Here is a 15,237-nt window from a genome sequence, read left to right on the forward strand (position 1 = left end):
TGGTTTGATACCTCGCAAGACGCCGGCGGGGGCTGGACACCCGGCACGGGCAGGCGGGGTGACGCGTTCTCCGCGCGCTCCGCGGGCCGGGGTCGGCATCGACCAGGCACCGGGCGGGCCAGGCATTCCCCCGTTGCCATCCAGGGGGAGACATGGCCATGAACGGACATCAGCGCACCCGCGTGTGGCTCGCCGCCGTCGCCGCGGTCGTCGCGCTGGCGGGCACGCTGGTGACGCTCTTCGCCACGGACACGATCGGCGGGGACCGGAACGAATGCAGGGACCAGAGCGTGTGCGGGCACGGCAACACGACGAACTTCGGCGTGTCCACCGCCCCCACGGGAACGGCGTCCGAGGAGTCCGCACGATGAGGGGCCGCGCCCTCCTCCTCGCCGTCCTCTGCGTCGCCGGCGGATCCCTGGCCCTCGGTTGCGCGAGCAACGAGTGCTCCGGCAACTCGGTGTGCGGCGACGGGAACGGCGTCGCCTTCAGCGCGAGCCCCTCCCGGGATCCCGGCGGGCCGCCACTCACCTTCGACGTCCGGCAGACCGACCCGTGGGACGCCTGCGAAGGCGGCACCGGCCGGGTCTACCCGACGGCGCCGTCCATGGACGAGATCGCCGCCCACGTCGACAGCCACGACGTCAGGACCACCGCGGAGTACGCCGCCCACCGGAAGCGGCTCGCCGCCTTCGACCGGAGGTTCCACGCGGTCACCGCGGACCTCACGACCATCGAGCTCACCCTCCAGGGGAAGTCCGACCACGCGGTGACCGTCCAGGACGTGACGGTCGACGTGCTGGACGTGAGACCGACTCCCAGGACCGGCCTCGCCGTGCAGCGTATCGGCGCCTGCGGGGACAGCAACGTCACGTCGTTCCTGGCGAACCTCGACAGGAAGGTTCCGGAACTCACCTTCCACGAGGGGCGCAACTCCGAGGGGAAGATGCGCGTCCGGGGATTTCCCGTCCAGGTGAGCGGCAGCGACCCGGAGGTGCTCACCATCACCGCCTTCACGACGGCGGACATCCACACCTTCGGACTGGACGTCAGATGGACGAGCGACGGGAGGTCCGGGACCACCAAGGTGCGCGAGGCCGACGGCTCCCCCTTCTCGGTGGCGGCGGCGGGCAGCGCGCCGCAGTACCTCTTCGAACAGCAGAGCGGGACGTTCTCACCGAAGACGTTCACCATCGACCCCGACGACCCGCTGGGTGACCCGGTGCCCCTGAAGGCACCGTGACCCCGGCCCTGATGTAACGTCCTGCTTCCGCCGCGCGCGTGACCCGGGCGCGGCCCGTTCCCAACAGGGGGGAATACATGACCAAGCACGCCCGCATCGGTGTGGCCGCGTTCGCCGCCGCCTGCGCGACCGCCGTCCTCATACCGACCCAGGCACACGCCGCCGAGTACAGCTCGGCCCTCAAGATCCGCGGGGCGCAGTACGACGCGCCCGGACGGGACTCCAACAGCTGCTCCTCCGGCAACACCCGCGAGGAGTACCTGACGATCAAGAACTACTCGGCCTCGGCGACGGTCAACCTCAGGGGCTACGTCGTCAAGGACGCCACCGGCAACCGTTTCGTCTTCACCGCGAACCACTACCTCCAGCCCGGCGACTACGTGAAGCTCCGCGGCGGCCACGGCACGGACTCCGACAAGAACAACGTGGTCTACCGCGGCAACTGCAACTTCCTGTGGAACAACGACCGCGACACGGTCTACCTCTACAAGCCCTCCGGCAGCCGCTCGGACGTCCACGCGTACACCAAGAGCGGCTCGGACGCCGACGGCAACGGCTACATCCGCTTCCACAGCTGAGGCGCGGCCACCCCGCCCCGGACGCCCGCCCCGGTTCGGCTCACGCGGCCGCGGCGCCGGGGATCGGCACGGGGCGGGGGTGGTGGAGGCGCAGGCGGTCGACCCGGCCCGCGGAGTCGTGGGTCATCAGCCAGGCGACGGCGGGCGGGCAGTGGCCGGGATTGTCCGGCGGGTTGACGATGTCCATCTCCCAGACGGTCAGTGAGCGCCCGGCGACGGCGTGGGCAAGGCGCTGACGGACCCCGGCGGTCAGGTCGCAGTCCATACCGCGGATCAGCAGGTCCCTGTCCCCCACCCGCTCCTTCCCGCTGAGCAGGGCGACCTCGGGGGACCAGCGTTCGCGCAGGAGGTCTGCGAAGTGGCCGCGTTCGGCCGCGGCCAGGGTCTCGTGGGCCTCGGTCGTGCTGGCGCTGGTGCGCCGGGCGGTGTCGTCGTGGGCGCCGTCCGCCGTGTCGGCGAGCGCCAGGGCGAGCTTGGCCCGGGCCTGGCTGAGCCGGCTGCGCACGGTGCCCACGGGCAGCCCGCAGGCCGAGGCGATCTGCTCGTACGAGCTGACGCCGGTGGTGAAGTGGCGCAGTACGAGCGGCAGCCGCAGCGCCGGGGACAGCTGCTCGATGGCCTCCCAGACCCAGTCCCGCAGCGCGTTGCGCTCCAGCCACCGCCCGGGGTCGGAGTCCGCCGCGCGCAGGACGAGGTCGTCGACCGGCCCTGTGGGGACCGCGTCGCGCAGCAGGGAACGTGCGCCGTTGCGGACGACCATCCGCAGCCACGGCCCTACCGCGGCGGGGTCGCGGACGTCGCCCACGCGGCGCAGTGCCGTCAGCGCGGCGTCCTGCAGCACGTCGTCGACGTCGGGCCCGGGGCCCAGGATGCTCAGGGCGACGGCTCGCATGCCGGCCCGGTGGCGCTCCAGGAGCACGCCGAGCGCCGTGACGTCACCGGCCTGGGCGGCCCGGGTGAGCGCCACGTCCTCGGCGCGTGCCGCCACGGACTCGTCCAGGCTCATCGCGTCCCTTCCGGCGTCGTCCCTCTCCAGCGGATGCTACGGCGTCGGCGCGACGACCCGGAAACGGCCCTGCCCGGCGGGCCTCAGCGGACCGCCGGGGGAAGCACGGCCGCGCGGCGGCACACGACCGCCCAGTGGGCCTGCATGGATGGCGCGCCCCGCGGCAGACGGCGGGTGCCGGACAGGAAGGTCACCGCGCGGCGTCCCTCCAGGTGGCACCGGACGGACATCTCCGAGAGGCTTCCGGCGACGGGCTGCTCGTAGAAGTACCACCGGGTGGCGACGTGGCGGTCGTCGCCGAGGAAGGGCTGCTGCAGGAAGCGCTGGGCACCCGGGGGCAGGTTGCCGAGGAAGTCCCTGGCCTCCTGGGTGAGCTCGGGTTCCGCCTCCGCGGCCTCCGGTGCCGGGGGCGGTGGTGTCCCCGTCGGCCTCCCCGAGAGCAGCGAGGCGGCGGCCCCGAGGCCGGCGGAGCGCGCCGTGGGGGTCGGGGGGCCGCTCCGGAAGGACTGGGTGACGAAGGAGTCCGGATCGAGCCGGAGGGTGCGCACCGAGGGGCCCGCACCGGCCGCCGGCTCGGCCACGCTCAAGCCCTCGGTGCCCAGCACGACGGCCTGGATCCCGCCGCCGTCCGCCGCGTGCGCCCACCACTCCAGGACGGTGCCCGCCCCGTGCGCCAGCTGGGCGCGGACCCCGTCGGGCAGCAGGGCCCAGTAGTGGTGCCGGTCCGGCCCCGGGGAGACGCTGAGGTCACCGGGCCGGTGCACCCTTCCGCCGGGCGGTCCGGCCGCCGCGCCCCACGGACTCCGCGGCCCGCGCGAGAGCGGCCCGTCCGGTCGTCGCGACATCCCGTCCATCGGGCTCCCCCTCCCCCAACCCCCGGACGCATCAGCCTAGTCGGCCTCGCGGACCTGCTCCACGTACCGCAGCAGGACCCGCATCCGGTCCGGGGACCACGGCAGGTTCCGGGCGAGTTCCTCGCCGCGTTCGTCCCAGAGCCGCCGCGCGGCGGCCTTGGTCGCCTCGCCGTCCTCGCCCGCGGCGTGGAAGCGGCTGCCCAGGGCGTCCCACCGGGCGACCAGGTCCGCGACCTCCGGGTCGCCGACGGGGGTGCCCGCCTCCGCGTGCGACAGCAGGGCCTCCACGAGCCCGGCCCACTCGGTTCTCGCGGCCTCGACTCCCTCCGGGCCGATCCCGGCCCTGCGCGCGGCCAGTTGTTCCTGCTGCTCGGTGGTGAAGTGGGTCTCGAACACGGACATCATCTCCAGGGTCGTCATGAACTGCTCGGGATCGGGCATCGACGTCTCCTCGATCCGCCCGAGGAGCCCGCGGAGCTGCGCGGTGAGCCGCTGGATCCGTCCGGCCTGCGCCTCCAGGGCGGACAGCTGGGCGGTCAGCAGGTCGCGTATCGACCCGAGGTCCTCCGCGGTGTCCGCGAGGACGCGCTGGATCTCGTCCAGCGGCAGCCCGAGCGCGCGCAGGGCACGCACCCGGTAGAGCCGCCGCACGTCCTGCCCGGTGTACCGGCGGTGTCCCGAGGCGGTGCGTGCGCTCGCCCCGAGCAGGCCGATCTCGTCGTAGTGGCGCAGTGTGCGGATGGTCGTTCCGGTGGCGCGGGCCACCTCGCCGATGCTCCACAGGCGCCGGTAGTCGTCGTTCCCGATCACGCGGACAACGCTATGACCTCCCGTTACGGCCGGTTCAAGCCCGCCGCGCGGGGGCTCCGGCCGGTGTGGACGCCTCAGGGGCGTCGCGGCTTCTCCGCCAGGAACGTGGCGACGGGGCGCTTCGCTCCGGCGCCGGGTTCCTGCACGAGGCGTGCCGTGACGGTGAGGCCGGCCCCCTCGAGCAGCGCGGCGATCCGCGGGGGCGGCAGCATGTGCAGCGCGTAGGAGACCGGGTGGCCGCCGTACGCGTGCTCGGGGCGGAGGTGCTCGTCCTCGCCCGCCCAGCCGGCGAGCATCAGGTGGCCGCCGGGTGTCAGGACGCGGTGGATCTCGGCGAAGACGACGGGCAGCAGTCCGGGCGGCGTGTGGTGGGTGGAGTAGTAGGCGAGGGCGGCGCCGAGTGCGTCGTCGTCGATGTCGAGCGCGGTCATGGAGCCGACCGTGAAGCGCAGGTGCGGGTGGGCCCGCCGGGCCAGTTCGACCATCCGCGGTGACAGGTCGACGCCGTACGCGGGCACTCCCAGTGCGGCGAGGTGCGCCGTCACGTGTCCCGGGCCGCATCCCAGGTCCGCCAGCGGGCCCCGGCCGGCGGTGCGGACGGTCTCGGCGAAGGCGGCCAGCATGGCGCGGGAGAGCGGATCCAGGCCGTCGGGGGTGCTGACCTTGGCGGCGTAGTCAGCGGCGACGGTGTCGTACGACTCCCGGACCGCGGCGAGGTAGGCGTGTTCGCAGTCGTGTTCGGGCACCGGGCGAGCCTACTCACCGCAGGGGATCAGCACAGCACCCGAAGGGCTCCCGGCCGGATCCGCGCGGTGACCGGGAGGGCGGCCTCCACCTCGCCGTCCGCGCCGTACGGGACGGCGCGGTCGGCCTCGATGCGGATCTCCTTGCCGCGCACGATCTCGACCTCGGGGCGCTCGACGTGCGCACCGGTCTTGAGTTCGTTCATCAGCGCGAAGAAGAGGCGGCGCGGCGCGTCGTGGATCATGACGACGTCGAGCAGCCCGTCGTCGACCCGGGCGGCGGGCGCGATGGCCCGGCCGGAGCCGTAGTAGCCGGAGTTGGCGGCGACGACGGTGTAGCCGCGGCGTTCGTGGACGACGCCGTCGACGGTGACGCGGTAGGCGGCGGCGCGCCAGCAGGCCACCGCGCGCAGGCCGCCCGCGTAGTAGGAGGCCGGACCGCGCAGCAGCCGGGCGGTGTTGGCGTGGTGGTTGGCGACGGCGTCGACACCGGCGTAGACGCTGCCGAGGACGACGGTCCGGTCGTGGACCGCCGACTCGACCTCGATGGTGTCGACGGCGCGCGGCTCGTTCCGCAGCAGGATGCGGGCGAGTTCGGCGGGCCCGGAGGGGAGGCCGAGGGCGCGCGCGAAGTCGTTGCCGCGGCCGGCGGGGACGAGGCCGAGGACGGCGCCGGTGCCGCTGAGCGCGCCGCCGATGCCGCCCGCGATGCCGTCGCCGCCGACGGCCAGGACGACGTGGCCGCGCTCGCCGGCCGTGCGCGCCAGGTCCTGCGCGTGCCGGAGGCTGTCGCTGTACGCGGTCTCCAGTTCCGCGCCCGCCTCCCGGAGCAGTTTCGCCAGCGGGAGGAGGGCTGCCGCCCCGGTGGAACCCCCGGCGGTGGGGTTGACGACGGCCGTGAACTGTCGCATGTGGCGTGCCTCCGGGGACGGCGGGACGGGGTCAGCGGGTGGGCAGCAGGATGCCGGGGTTGAGGAGCCCGTCGGGGTCGAGCGCGTCCTTGACGGCGCGCAGGGCCTCGATGCCGAGCGGACCCGCCTCCCGTACGTACCAGTCGCGGTGGTCGGTGCCCACGCCGTGGTGGTGGCTGATGGTGCCGCCAGCGGCGAGGATGGCCTCGTTGGCGGCCTCCTTGGCGGGGGTCCAGTGCGCCACGGGGTCCTCGCCCTGCGCCGAGACGACGGTGAAGTAGAGCGAGGCGCCGTTCTCGTAGACGTGCGAGATGTGGCACATCACCAGTGGCGGCGTCCCGGCCGCCGCCAGCGTCGTGGTGAGGGCCTCGCGCACGGAGTCGTACAGCTCGGCGATCCGGGACCAGAAGCCGGCGGTCTCCAGGGTCTCGGCGAAGGCGCCCGCGTCGAGGAGCGAGTCCCGAAGGTAGGGGGCGGAGAAGCGGCCGTGCGCCCAGCGCTCGCCGGGCTCCTCGCCCAGGTACTCGCCGCCGCACTCGCGCAGTACGGCCGCGGCCTGCTCCCGGCGCAGCGCGGTGTCCTGCGCGGTGCCCTCGTAGCCGGCGATCGCCGTGCAGCCGGCGGTCGCGGCCCCTTCCGAGCCGATGGCGTCGGGGTGGGCGAGGCCGACCATCGTCTCGGTCTCGTCGGACAGGCGGAGCACCGTCGGGCGGGGCCCGTCCTGGGCGAGCCGGCGCAGCGCCGCGGCGCCCTCTGCGAAGGAGGCGAACCGCCAGCCCTCGTAGACCTTGACCTCGGGAAGCGGGCGGATGCGCACCGTCACGGAGGTGATGACGCCGAGGGCGCCCTCGGATCCCAGGACGAGCTGGCGCAGGTCGGGTCCGGCCGCGGAACGGGGGGCCCGGCCGGCGTCGAGGGTGCCCTGCGGCGTGGCGACGGTCAGACCGAGCACCATCTCGTCGAAGCGTCCGTAGCCGGCGGACGCCTGGCCGCTGGAGCGGGCGGCGGCGAATCCGCCGATGGTGGCCCATTCGTAGGACTGGGGGAAGTGGCCGAGGGTGAAGCCCTGTTCGGCGAGGAGCGCCTCGGCCTCGGGGGCACGCAGCCCCGGCTGGAGGATCGCGGTCCGCGAGACGGCGTCGAGCGACAGCAGCCGGTTCATGCGGCGCAGGTCCAGCGCGACGAAGGGGCGCCCGCGCAGCGGGGCGAGGCCGCCGACGACGGAGGTGCCGCCGCCGAAGGGGACGACGGCGAGGCCGTGTTCGGCGCAGACGGCGAGGACCGCCAGGACCTCGTCGTGGCCGGCGGGCAGCACGACGGCCGCCGGGGCGTCGCCGGCGTCGCCGCCCCGGATGCGCAGCAGGTCGGGGGTGGACTTGCCGCGCGTGTGGCGGATCCGGGTCTCGGCGTCCGTGCGCACGTGGGCCGGATCGCCCACGCAGTCGGCGAGGTCCTGCAGGGCCGCGTCGGTGAGCGGGGAATCGGGTACGGCGATGTCCTGCAACGCGGCGGGTTCCGCGCCCCGGGGCTTGACGCCCAGCAGGTCGCGCAGCAGTCCGGTCACGGTGTCGGGCAGCGGGGCCGCTTCGGCCGGGTCGCCCCAGCCACTCCACAACATGTCCACGGGCTCGTCCTCACCGGTCGTCTCTGCTTCTGGGGGTGCCGACTCCTGCGACCCTCACTGGGCGTTACACTGTGACACATGGCGCCTATTCGTCACAACCATGCGGACAGCGATCCGGTGCTCGACGCGGTCCGCGACTGCGTCCTGGCCGTCGGCGTCCGCCGCACGACCCTGACCGACGTGGCCCGCCGGGCCGGCGTCTCCCGCATGACGCTCTACCGGCGGTGGCCCGACGTGCGCACCCTGGTCGGCGACCTGATGACCCGCGAGTGGGTCTCGGTCGCCGTGGAGGCGATGCCCGAGCGGCGCGGGGGCGCCGGCGTCCGGGCACACCTGGTCGAGGGGCTGGTGGCGGGGGTGCGCGCCTTCCGCGCCCACCCGCTGTTCGTCAAGATCCTCGACGTCGACCCCGAACTGCTCCTCCCCTACGTGCTGGACCGCCGGGGGGCCAGCCAGGACGCGCTGGTGGAGCTCATCACCGACGCCCTGGCGGAGGGCCACGCCGACGGCTCCGTCCGGGCCGACCACCTCGTCCGGCAGGCCCGTTCCGTGCTGCTGGTCGTCCAGTCGTTCACGCTCTCGCTGCGCACCATGACCGACGAGGACGATCCCGACCTGAACTCCGCGGCCTTCCTCGGGGAGCTGCGGGACATCCTGGAGAGGACCCTCGCCCCATGAGCCCCACGAGTCCCATGAGCAGCCCGGCCGCCTCCCCCGCGTCCTCGCTCACCGCCGCGCGGCGCGCCCGCGGACTCGCGGAACTCGCCGCCGGCGAGCAGGTGGACGTCCTCGTCGTCGGCCTCGGCGCCACCGGCGCCGGCGCGGCCCTGGACGCGGCGTCCCGCGGGCTGTCGGTCGCCGCGATCGACGCCCACGACCTGGCGTTCGGCACCTCCCGGTGGAGTTCCAAGCTGATCCACGGCGGCCTGCGCTACCTGGCCTCCGGCCAGTTGGACGTGGCGTACGAGAGCGCGGTGGAGCGCGGCGTGCTGATGGAGCGCACCGCCCCCCACCTCGTCCGCGCCCAGCCCTTCGTGCTGCCGCTGACGCCGCTGGTCTCGCGCGGCCAGGCCGCACTGGCCTGGTCCGGCTTCCGGGCCGGCGACGCACTGCGCCTGTCGGCGCGGACGGCGCGGGCCACCCTCCCCGCGCCGCGCAGGCTGTCGGCGGTGGAGACCCGCCACCTCGCGCCCGCCCTGCGCACCGCTGGGCTGCGCGGGGGCCTGCTGTCATGGGATGGCCAACTCGCCGACGACGCCCGCCTGGTGACCGCGATAGCCCGCACCGCGGCGGCGCACGGGGCGCGCGTCCTGACGCGGGTGCGGGCGGTCTCGCTCAGCGGCTCGGGCGCCCTCGTCCGCGACGAACTGACCGGCGAGGAGCACACGATCCGGGCCCGCGCGGTGGTCAACGCCTCCGGCGTGTGGGCGGGCGGCCTGGTCGACGGCGTACGGCTGCGGCCCTCCCGGGGCACGCATCTGGTCCTGCGCTCCGACGGTCTCGGCGGCCTGCCCGCGGGCCTGCACATACCGATCCCCGGCGAGTCCAACCGCTTTGTGCTCGTCCTGCCGCAGGGCGACGGCCGGGTCTACGTGGGGCTGACCGACGAGCCGGTCGACGGCGCCGTCCCCGACGTGCCGGAGGTGCCCGAGACGGACATCGGCTTCCTGCTCGACGTGCTCGGCACGGCGCTCGACGTACCCGTCCACCGGGACGACGTGGTGGGCGCGTTCGCCGGGCTGCGCCCGCTGCTCGACACCGCGGCCGACGGCTCGGGCCGCACCGCCGACATCTCTCGCAAGCACGCGGTGCTCACCTCCGCCGAGGGGGTGGTGACCGTGGTCGGCGGCAAGCTCACCACCTACCGCCGGATGGCCCAGGACGCCGTCGACGCGGCCGTCGCGGCCCGCGGGCTCGGCGCCGGGCGCTGCCGGACCACGTCGCTCCCCCTCGTGGGCGCCGCCGCGCCGCACGTGCTCACCGGCCTCAAGGCACCGCGCCGCCTGGTGCAGCGCTACGGCACCGAGGCCCCCGCCGTGCACGCCCTCGGCGCAGCCGACCCCGCCCTGCGGGAGCGGATCGTCCCCGGTCACCCCGTCACACGCGCCGAACTGATGTGGGCCGTACGGCACGAGGGGGCGCTCGACACCGGCGACCTCCTCGACCGGCGGACCCGCGTCGGGCTCGTGCCGGCCGACCGCGACACGGCGCTGAAGGCGGCCGAGGAGGCACTGGCCGGCGGCTGAACCCGGCCCGGGATCACGGGGTCACGGCGCTCCCGGAGGTGCGGACCCGGCGCACCAGCCGGCTTCGAGGCGGTCGAGGAACGTACCGAAAGCGCGGTCCGCGCGCTCCTCGTCGCCGTCGGCGAGGAACGCGACGAGCATTCCGAAGGCGCCGTCCACCAGCATGCGGGCTTCGATGCGGGCACGTTCCCCGCTGATGCCCAGGCTCTCGAAGACGGGGACGAAGAGCTCGGTCCACTCGGTGATCAGGCCGCCCAGATAGGGGCCGTGCCGCTCGGGCCGCAGCATGGAGGCGGCCATCGTCTGGAAGTACAGCGGCAGCAGCGCACGGCGCTCCGGGCTGCGGAGCTCCTGCCACACCGCCTCCGCCAGGCGCCGCGTGCCGGCCGCGTCCCGGGGGGTGCCGACGGCGGCGACGATCCTGCGGAAGCGCAGGATCGGCCGGTCGGCGTCCAGCGCGAGCGCCTCGGCGACCAGGCGTTCCTTGGTTCCGAAGTAGTAGAGGAGCATCCGGTCGCTGGTGCCCAGCGCCCTGGCCATCGGCCGCAGGGACAGGTCCGCGAGGCCGTGCGCGACCACGTACTCCCGCACACGGTCGAGGAGTTCCCGCCGCTTGGCGGGATCGGCCCGTCGTGACATCACATCCTCCGGATGGCCGATTCATAACTATTTGCCGCTTTCTTTACCGTAGCACCCGCTACATGTATATTTGATAGATGTAGCGGGTGCTACAGGAAAGGTCGCCGGGCCCTCGGCCCCGGCAGAGAAGGGAATGATCCCCATGGCCGCCCAGGCCGTCGGCACGGACGAGACGCGCATCCCCGCGTCCTGGCTCGCCAGGCAGTTCAGGCTGTGGTCCCGGGCCCTGGAGCCCGTGCGTCCCCTGCACGCTCCGGCCGGGCGCATCACGGCCCGGGACTCCTCGTGGCCTCTGGAGCGCGAGCTGACCTCCGTCGGCCGCGCCCGCAGGCTGGTCACGGCGCAGACGGGCGAGTGGGGCCTCGACGCTCTCGCCGACACCGTGGAACTCCTGGTCAGCGAGCTGGTCACCAACGCCCTGCGGCACGCGCGCGGGCCGGTCCGGCTGAACCTGCTCGTCCAGGACGCCTCCCTGCGGTGCGAGGTCGAGGACGTCAGCCCCCGCGCCGCCGTCCGCCGTGCCGCCGGCAGCGACGCGGAGGGCGGACGCGGCATGGAGATCCTCGACCTGCTCAGCGACGCCTGGGGCACCGACCGGACGGCGACCGGCAAGACGACGTGGTTCGAGCTGACGGTGCCCGCCGCCTGACGGGACGGACAGGCCCGCCCGGGTGACACGGCACTTACCCGCCAGTAGCCTCTGTTCCGTCGTCAGCGGGCGGGAGAGCAGCGGTGAGCATGCCGGACCACAGTGATGTCGAGGCCTTCTTCGAGCGGGTGGCGGACGAGCGCTTCGTCCCGACCGGTCGCACACGCGGCCCCTGGGACGCCGCGAGCCAGCACGCCGGGCCACCCGCGGCATTGCTCGGCCGCGCGGTGCAGACGCGTCCGGGCGCCCGCGAGGACATGCGCCTGGTCCGGATCACCTTCGAGATCCACAGCCCGGTGCCGCTCGCCCCGCTCACCGTGACCACCCGCGTGCTCCGCGAGGGCCGCAGCGTGGAGCTGGTCGAGGCCTCCCTGGCGCCGGACGGGGGCGCGGAGGTCATGCGCGCACGGGCCCTTCGCATCCGCACCGCGCCCGGCACCGTACCCGCCGCGGACCCGAGCGGCGATCCCGGCGCCGGCGCCCCGGGGCCCGCCGTTCCCGGACCCGGGCAGGCCCGCCCCGAGCCGTTCTTCCCCGTGCCGTGGGACACCGGTTACCACACGGCCATGGAGGCCCGCTTCGCCGCCGGTTCCTTCCTCGGCCGCGGCCCCGCCACCTGCTGGCTGCGGATGCGCGTGCCGCTCGTCGCGGGTGAGAAGACCACTCCTCTGGATCGTGTGCTGGTCGCCGCGGACTCCGGCAACGGCGTGAGCAATGTGCTGGACTTCTCCACGCACCTCTTCGTCAACCCCGACCTCACCGTCCACCTGCACCGCCACCCGGTGGGCGAGTGGGTCTGCCTCGACGCCCGCACCACGGTCGACCCGTACGGGGTGGGCATGGCGGAGACCTCCCTCCACGACGAGCAGGGCCCCATCGGGCGCGGCGTGCAGAGCCTGTTCGTCGCCCCGCGCCGATAGGACGGACCGGGCCGCCGCCCGGCACCCCATCAGTGCAGGATTTCCCGGACCACGGCGGAGGCGACGGCGGCGTCGAGGGCGCCGACGCCCGTGAGGTCGGCGATCGTCACGGCGGCGTCGGTGCGTTCGGTGCGGTCGGTGCGGCCCGGTGGGGTGCGGAGCAGCGCACCGAGCGGGACGTCGGCGTCCTCCCGGACCGCGCCGGCGCGGACGGCGTGCCCGAGGTCACCGTGGTGGAGGCACTGCTCGTGGTCGTCGGTGGCGATGACGCCGGCGCGGGCGAAGAGCGCGGGCGGCAGTTCGTTCTTGTGCGGCATGTCCGCGCCGACGGCGGTGACGTGCGCCCCGGGACGGACCGCGTCGGCGTCCAGCACCGGGACGGTGGCCGGCGTCGCGGTGACGACGATGTCGGCGCCCGCGGCCTCCGCCGCGGAAGCGGGGACGGCATCCAGCCCGTGTGCGGCGAGATGCTCGCAGAGGGCGGCCGCCCGGCGTTCGTCCCGGCCGTGGACGAGGACCCGGCCGACGGGGCGCAGCATCGCCAGCCACCGCACCTGCAGCCGGGCCTGCTCGCCGGTGCCGAACACCCCGACGGTGCGGGCGCCGGGGCGGGCCAGGGCGTGGCCGGCGAGGGCACCGGCGGCAGCCGTGCGCCAGGCGGTGAGGCGTCCGCCGTCGTCCAGGACGGCGCGGACCCGGCCGGTGTGCGCGCTGATGACGCAGACCAGGCCGTGGTTGACGGGTTCGCCGCGCTGCGGGTTGCGGTAGAAGCCCGAGGCGATCTTCACGGTGAAGTCGTCGGACCCGTCGAGCCAGCCCGTCTTCACGTGGCAGTCGCCGTCCGCGGCGGGGAAGGTCAGATGCGTAGGCGGCGGCACCGTGGTGCGGCCGGCCGCGTGGGCGATCAGCGCGGCGCGGACGGCGTCCAGCACCAGCCCCGGCCGCGCGGCGGCGCCGATCTCGTCCGGGCCCAGGACGGGTACGGTCATCGGCGCGCTCGCAGCCAGGCGGCGAAGGCGTCCAGGGCGGGTGCGGGGTCGCGGCGCCCGATGCCGACGCGGAAGCGGTCGGCGGGCGTCTCGGTGAGTTCGGAGCGGTAGATGCTCGCGGGGAGCAGCAGGACCCCCGCCTGCTCGACCAGTTCGGTGCAGAAGCGCTCCACGCCCTCGGCGCCGAGGTAGCGGGGGTAGGCGACGCAGCCGCCGTCCGGGGCCCGCCACGTGAACAGGTCGTCGAACTCGGCGAAGAAGGCGTCGAAGAGCGGGAGGTTGGCGGCGATCAGGGCGCGGTTGCGGTCCAGGATCCGGCCGCGGGCCTTGAGGGCGATCCGGGCGAGCACCTCGCTGGGCGCGGCGTTGCAGATGGTGGTGTAGTGCTTGGCGCGCTCCAGGCGCGAGCGCAACTCCCGGTCCCGGCAGGCGATCCAGCCGATCCGCAGCCCGGGCAGGCCGAGCGACTTGGACGTGACGTTCAGCGACAGCGCCCGTTCCGACAGGTCGGCGGCCTGCGGCAGGGTGCGGGCCGGGTCGCGTTCGAGACCGCGGTAGACCTCGTCGCTGAACAGGTGGATGCCGCGCTCGTCGCAGAGCTCGGCCAGGCGCGCGAACTCGGCGCCGCCGATGACCTTGCCGGTCGGGTTGTTGGGGAAGTTCACGGAGACGACGCGGGTGTGGGGGCGGAGCGCCGCAGCCACCCGGTCCACGTCCAGGGCCCAGTCCCGCTCGGGGTCGAGCGGCACGCCCGTCACCTCGCACAGCGAGAGCGGCACGGTCTCGGCGGCCTGGTAGTTGGGGGTGACGACGACCGCGTGGTCCCCGGGCCCGAGGAGCACCTGCATCGCCAGGTAGAGCGCCTCCTCCGCGCCGGCGAAGCAGATCACGTCCTCGGCTCCGGCCCGTTCGTAGGTCGCGGCGATCGCTTCGCGCAGCCCGGGATCGCCGTAGGTCTGCGTGTACCCGAGGGAGAGCGTCTCCCAGGCGTGCCGGTCCTCGGCGTCGGCGAGTTCCAGCAGCGCGGGGAGGGTCATGGTCTCCGCGTCGGAGGCGGTCAGATGATGACGGGCGGTGAACTCCCAGCGGGAGAAGTACGTTTCCAGCCGGAAGTCGGGCAGTCGGCTCACGGGTGCTTCCTCTGTGCTTTGAGATCGGCGAGCAGGGCGTAGACGGTGGAGCGCGACGCCTGAAGCGCGCCGGCCACGACGGGCACCGCGCGGCGCATCGCGAACACCCCGGCCCGGTCGAGTTCTTCGAGGATCGCGAGGCGGTCCTCGCGGCCGAGGCGTTCCACCGGGCAGCCCCGCTCACGGGTGTAGGTGCCGACGGTCCGCTGCACGTGCTCGGTCCAGTCCTGCTCGAACAGCGGCTCGGGGCGCGGCACGGTGGGCGCGGCGAAGGCGGTGAGCACCGACGCCGCCTGCTCCAGCGGCGTCCGGTCGAGGTTGACGCACAGCACCGCCGAGGGCTCGCCGTCGGCGTCCCGCAGGACCGCGCTCACGGACGAGAGCCTGCGCCCGTCGGCGAGCAGCTTCTCGTACGGCCCGTAGACGTCCCGCGCGGACGGGTCCAGCCCGTCGAGTTCGCCCAGCAGCGAGGGGTCTCCCGCGGTGCGCCGCGTCATCGGGTTCCAGATGCCGAGCACGCGGTCTTCGGCCACGTCGTGCAGGACCACCTCGGCGTAGGGGCTCAGCAGCAGGGCCACGGCCTGGCACACCGGGGCCCACTGCCGTACCCGGGGGTCGCTCTCGGCGACTCGCACCTTCTCCATGGCTGGACTGTACGTCCAGTCTGGACGGAAAGTACAGCCCGGGGTAGCCACGGGCGCGGTCCTGGGACCCTGCGACGCGGCAAGGGAAGGCTCGCCGTCGTGCGGCAGCCGTCACGCGCCCGATGGCGTCACTCCGCCGGGGCGGGCGCTTCCCGCCTCCGCCGGCAGCACGCGGGGACCGCACGGACCGCGGCCGCCCGAGGCAATGGGCACGGCGCGCTCCCGGGCCCCGGCGCAGCGGCTCCAGGGCC

Annotated in this window: 17 protein-coding genes; 7 read left to right on the forward strand and 10 right to left on the reverse strand. The window is 74.4% G+C overall.

The features are described 5' to 3' along the window. Window positions 1–158 precede the first annotated feature (158 nt). From ACFW3D_RS28755 to ACFW3D_RS28765, 3 genes are all read left to right on the forward strand, one after another. Window positions 159–371 carry a hypothetical protein gene (locus tag ACFW3D_RS28755; RefSeq protein ID WP_500508737.1) on the forward strand — a complete coding sequence of 71 codons (213 nt, stop codon included), beginning with the start codon at window positions 159–161 and terminating at the stop codon, window positions 369–371. Beyond that, entirely contained in the window at window positions 368–1,243 is an 876-nt protein-coding gene (locus tag ACFW3D_RS28760) for a hypothetical protein (protein WP_500508740.1), read from the forward strand. The genes ACFW3D_RS28755 and ACFW3D_RS28760 overlap by 4 nt, the downstream gene beginning before the upstream one ends. A 77-nt stretch (window positions 1,244–1,320) precedes the next feature. Beyond that, on the forward strand, window positions 1,321–1,821 hold the full coding sequence (locus tag ACFW3D_RS28765; protein WP_500508742.1) for a lamin tail domain-containing protein: 501 nt from the start codon (window positions 1,321–1,323) through the stop codon (window positions 1,819–1,821). A 40-nt stretch (window positions 1,822–1,861) separates the two neighbouring features. On the opposite strand, the gene ACFW3D_RS28770 is transcribed toward ACFW3D_RS28765, so the two are convergent. The 6 genes from ACFW3D_RS28770 to ACFW3D_RS28795 all read right to left on the reverse strand — a co-directional run bounded on the left by ACFW3D_RS28770 (window position 1,862) and on the right by ACFW3D_RS28795 (window position 7,763). Further along, entirely contained in the window at window positions 1,862–2,827 is a 966-nt protein-coding gene (locus tag ACFW3D_RS28770) for an RNA polymerase sigma factor (RefSeq protein WP_500508744.1), read from the reverse strand. Between the two features lie 83 nt (window positions 2,828–2,910). Next, the gene (locus tag ACFW3D_RS28775) at window positions 2,911–3,672 is read right to left on the reverse strand and encodes a hypothetical protein (RefSeq protein ID WP_500508747.1); all 762 of its coding nucleotides are present in this window, start codon (window positions 3,670–3,672) and stop codon (window positions 2,911–2,913) included. Between the two features lie 45 nt (window positions 3,673–3,717). Further along, complete coding sequence (locus ACFW3D_RS28780; protein ID WP_500508751.1) at window positions 3,718–4,491, reverse strand: MerR family transcriptional regulator; 774 nt, start codon at window positions 4,489–4,491, stop codon at window positions 3,718–3,720. 74 nt (window positions 4,492–4,565) lie between these two features. Further along, complete coding sequence (locus ACFW3D_RS28785; protein WP_500508754.1) at window positions 4,566–5,237, reverse strand: class I SAM-dependent methyltransferase; 672 nt, start codon at window positions 5,235–5,237, stop codon at window positions 4,566–4,568. A gap of 26 nt (window positions 5,238–5,263) precedes the next feature. Further along, window positions 5,264–6,145, reverse strand: a complete 882-nt coding sequence (locus ACFW3D_RS28790; RefSeq protein WP_500508757.1) for a diacylglycerol kinase family protein — start codon at window positions 6,143–6,145, stop codon at window positions 5,264–5,266. Between the two features lie 31 nt (window positions 6,146–6,176). Beyond that, window positions 6,177–7,763: an FAD-binding oxidoreductase gene (locus tag ACFW3D_RS28795; protein WP_500508811.1), complete on the reverse strand. Its 1,587-nt coding sequence runs from the start codon at window positions 7,761–7,763 to the stop codon at window positions 6,177–6,179. A gap of 84 nt (window positions 7,764–7,847) precedes the next feature. Between ACFW3D_RS28795 and ACFW3D_RS28800 the strand changes: the two genes are divergently transcribed. Continuing rightward, on the forward strand, window positions 7,848–8,447 hold the full coding sequence (locus ACFW3D_RS28800) for a TetR/AcrR family transcriptional regulator (RefSeq protein ID WP_500508759.1): 600 nt from the start codon (window positions 7,848–7,850) through the stop codon (window positions 8,445–8,447). Continuing rightward, window positions 8,444–10,015, forward strand: a complete 1,572-nt coding sequence (locus ACFW3D_RS28805) for a glycerol-3-phosphate dehydrogenase/oxidase (RefSeq protein ID WP_500508762.1) — start codon at window positions 8,444–8,446, stop codon at window positions 10,013–10,015. Before ACFW3D_RS28800 ends, ACFW3D_RS28805 begins: the two co-directional genes overlap by 4 nt. A gap of 21 nt (window positions 10,016–10,036) precedes the next feature. Here the strand turns inward: ACFW3D_RS28805 and ACFW3D_RS28810 are convergent, their stop codons facing one another. Further along, a complete protein-coding gene (locus tag ACFW3D_RS28810) occupies window positions 10,037–10,654 on the reverse strand; it encodes a TetR/AcrR family transcriptional regulator (protein WP_500508764.1) in 618 nt (205 codons plus the stop codon). 142 nt (window positions 10,655–10,796) lie between these two features. Between ACFW3D_RS28810 and ACFW3D_RS28815 the strand changes: the two genes are divergently transcribed. Together ACFW3D_RS28815 and ACFW3D_RS28820 are read left to right on the forward strand one after the other, a co-directional pair. After that, window positions 10,797–11,303, forward strand: coding sequence for an ATP-binding protein (locus ACFW3D_RS28815; protein ID WP_500508767.1), 507 nt, complete (start codon window positions 10,797–10,799; stop codon window positions 11,301–11,303). A gap of 89 nt (window positions 11,304–11,392) precedes the next feature. After that, complete coding sequence (locus ACFW3D_RS28820; protein WP_500508813.1) at window positions 11,393–12,223, forward strand: thioesterase family protein; 831 nt, start codon at window positions 11,393–11,395, stop codon at window positions 12,221–12,223. Between the two features lie 29 nt (window positions 12,224–12,252). On the opposite strand, the gene ACFW3D_RS28825 is transcribed toward ACFW3D_RS28820, so the two are convergent. Genes ACFW3D_RS28825 through ACFW3D_RS28835 form a run of 3 tightly spaced genes read right to left on the reverse strand, consistent with a single transcriptional unit; the run spans window position 12,253 to window position 14,986 of the window. After that, window positions 12,253–13,212: an ornithine cyclodeaminase family protein gene (locus ACFW3D_RS28825; protein WP_500508770.1), complete on the reverse strand. Its 960-nt coding sequence runs from the start codon at window positions 13,210–13,212 to the stop codon at window positions 12,253–12,255. After that, window positions 13,209–14,342 carry an aminotransferase class I/II-fold pyridoxal phosphate-dependent enzyme gene (locus ACFW3D_RS28830; RefSeq protein ID WP_500508773.1) on the reverse strand — a complete coding sequence of 378 codons (1,134 nt, stop codon included), beginning with the start codon at window positions 14,340–14,342 and terminating at the stop codon, window positions 13,209–13,211. The genes ACFW3D_RS28825 and ACFW3D_RS28830 overlap by 4 nt, the downstream gene beginning before the upstream one ends. Beyond that, window positions 14,339–14,986 carry a helix-turn-helix transcriptional regulator gene (locus ACFW3D_RS28835; RefSeq protein WP_500508775.1) on the reverse strand — a complete coding sequence of 216 codons (648 nt, stop codon included), beginning with the start codon at window positions 14,984–14,986 and terminating at the stop codon, window positions 14,339–14,341. The genes ACFW3D_RS28830 and ACFW3D_RS28835 overlap by 4 nt, the downstream gene beginning before the upstream one ends. Window positions 14,987–15,237: the final 251 nt, after the last annotated feature.

The organism is Streptomyces sp. NPDC058864, assembly GCF_042742985.1.
In the GTDB taxonomy this organism is placed as follows: Bacteria; Actinomycetota; Actinomycetes; order Streptomycetales; family Streptomycetaceae; genus Actinacidiphila.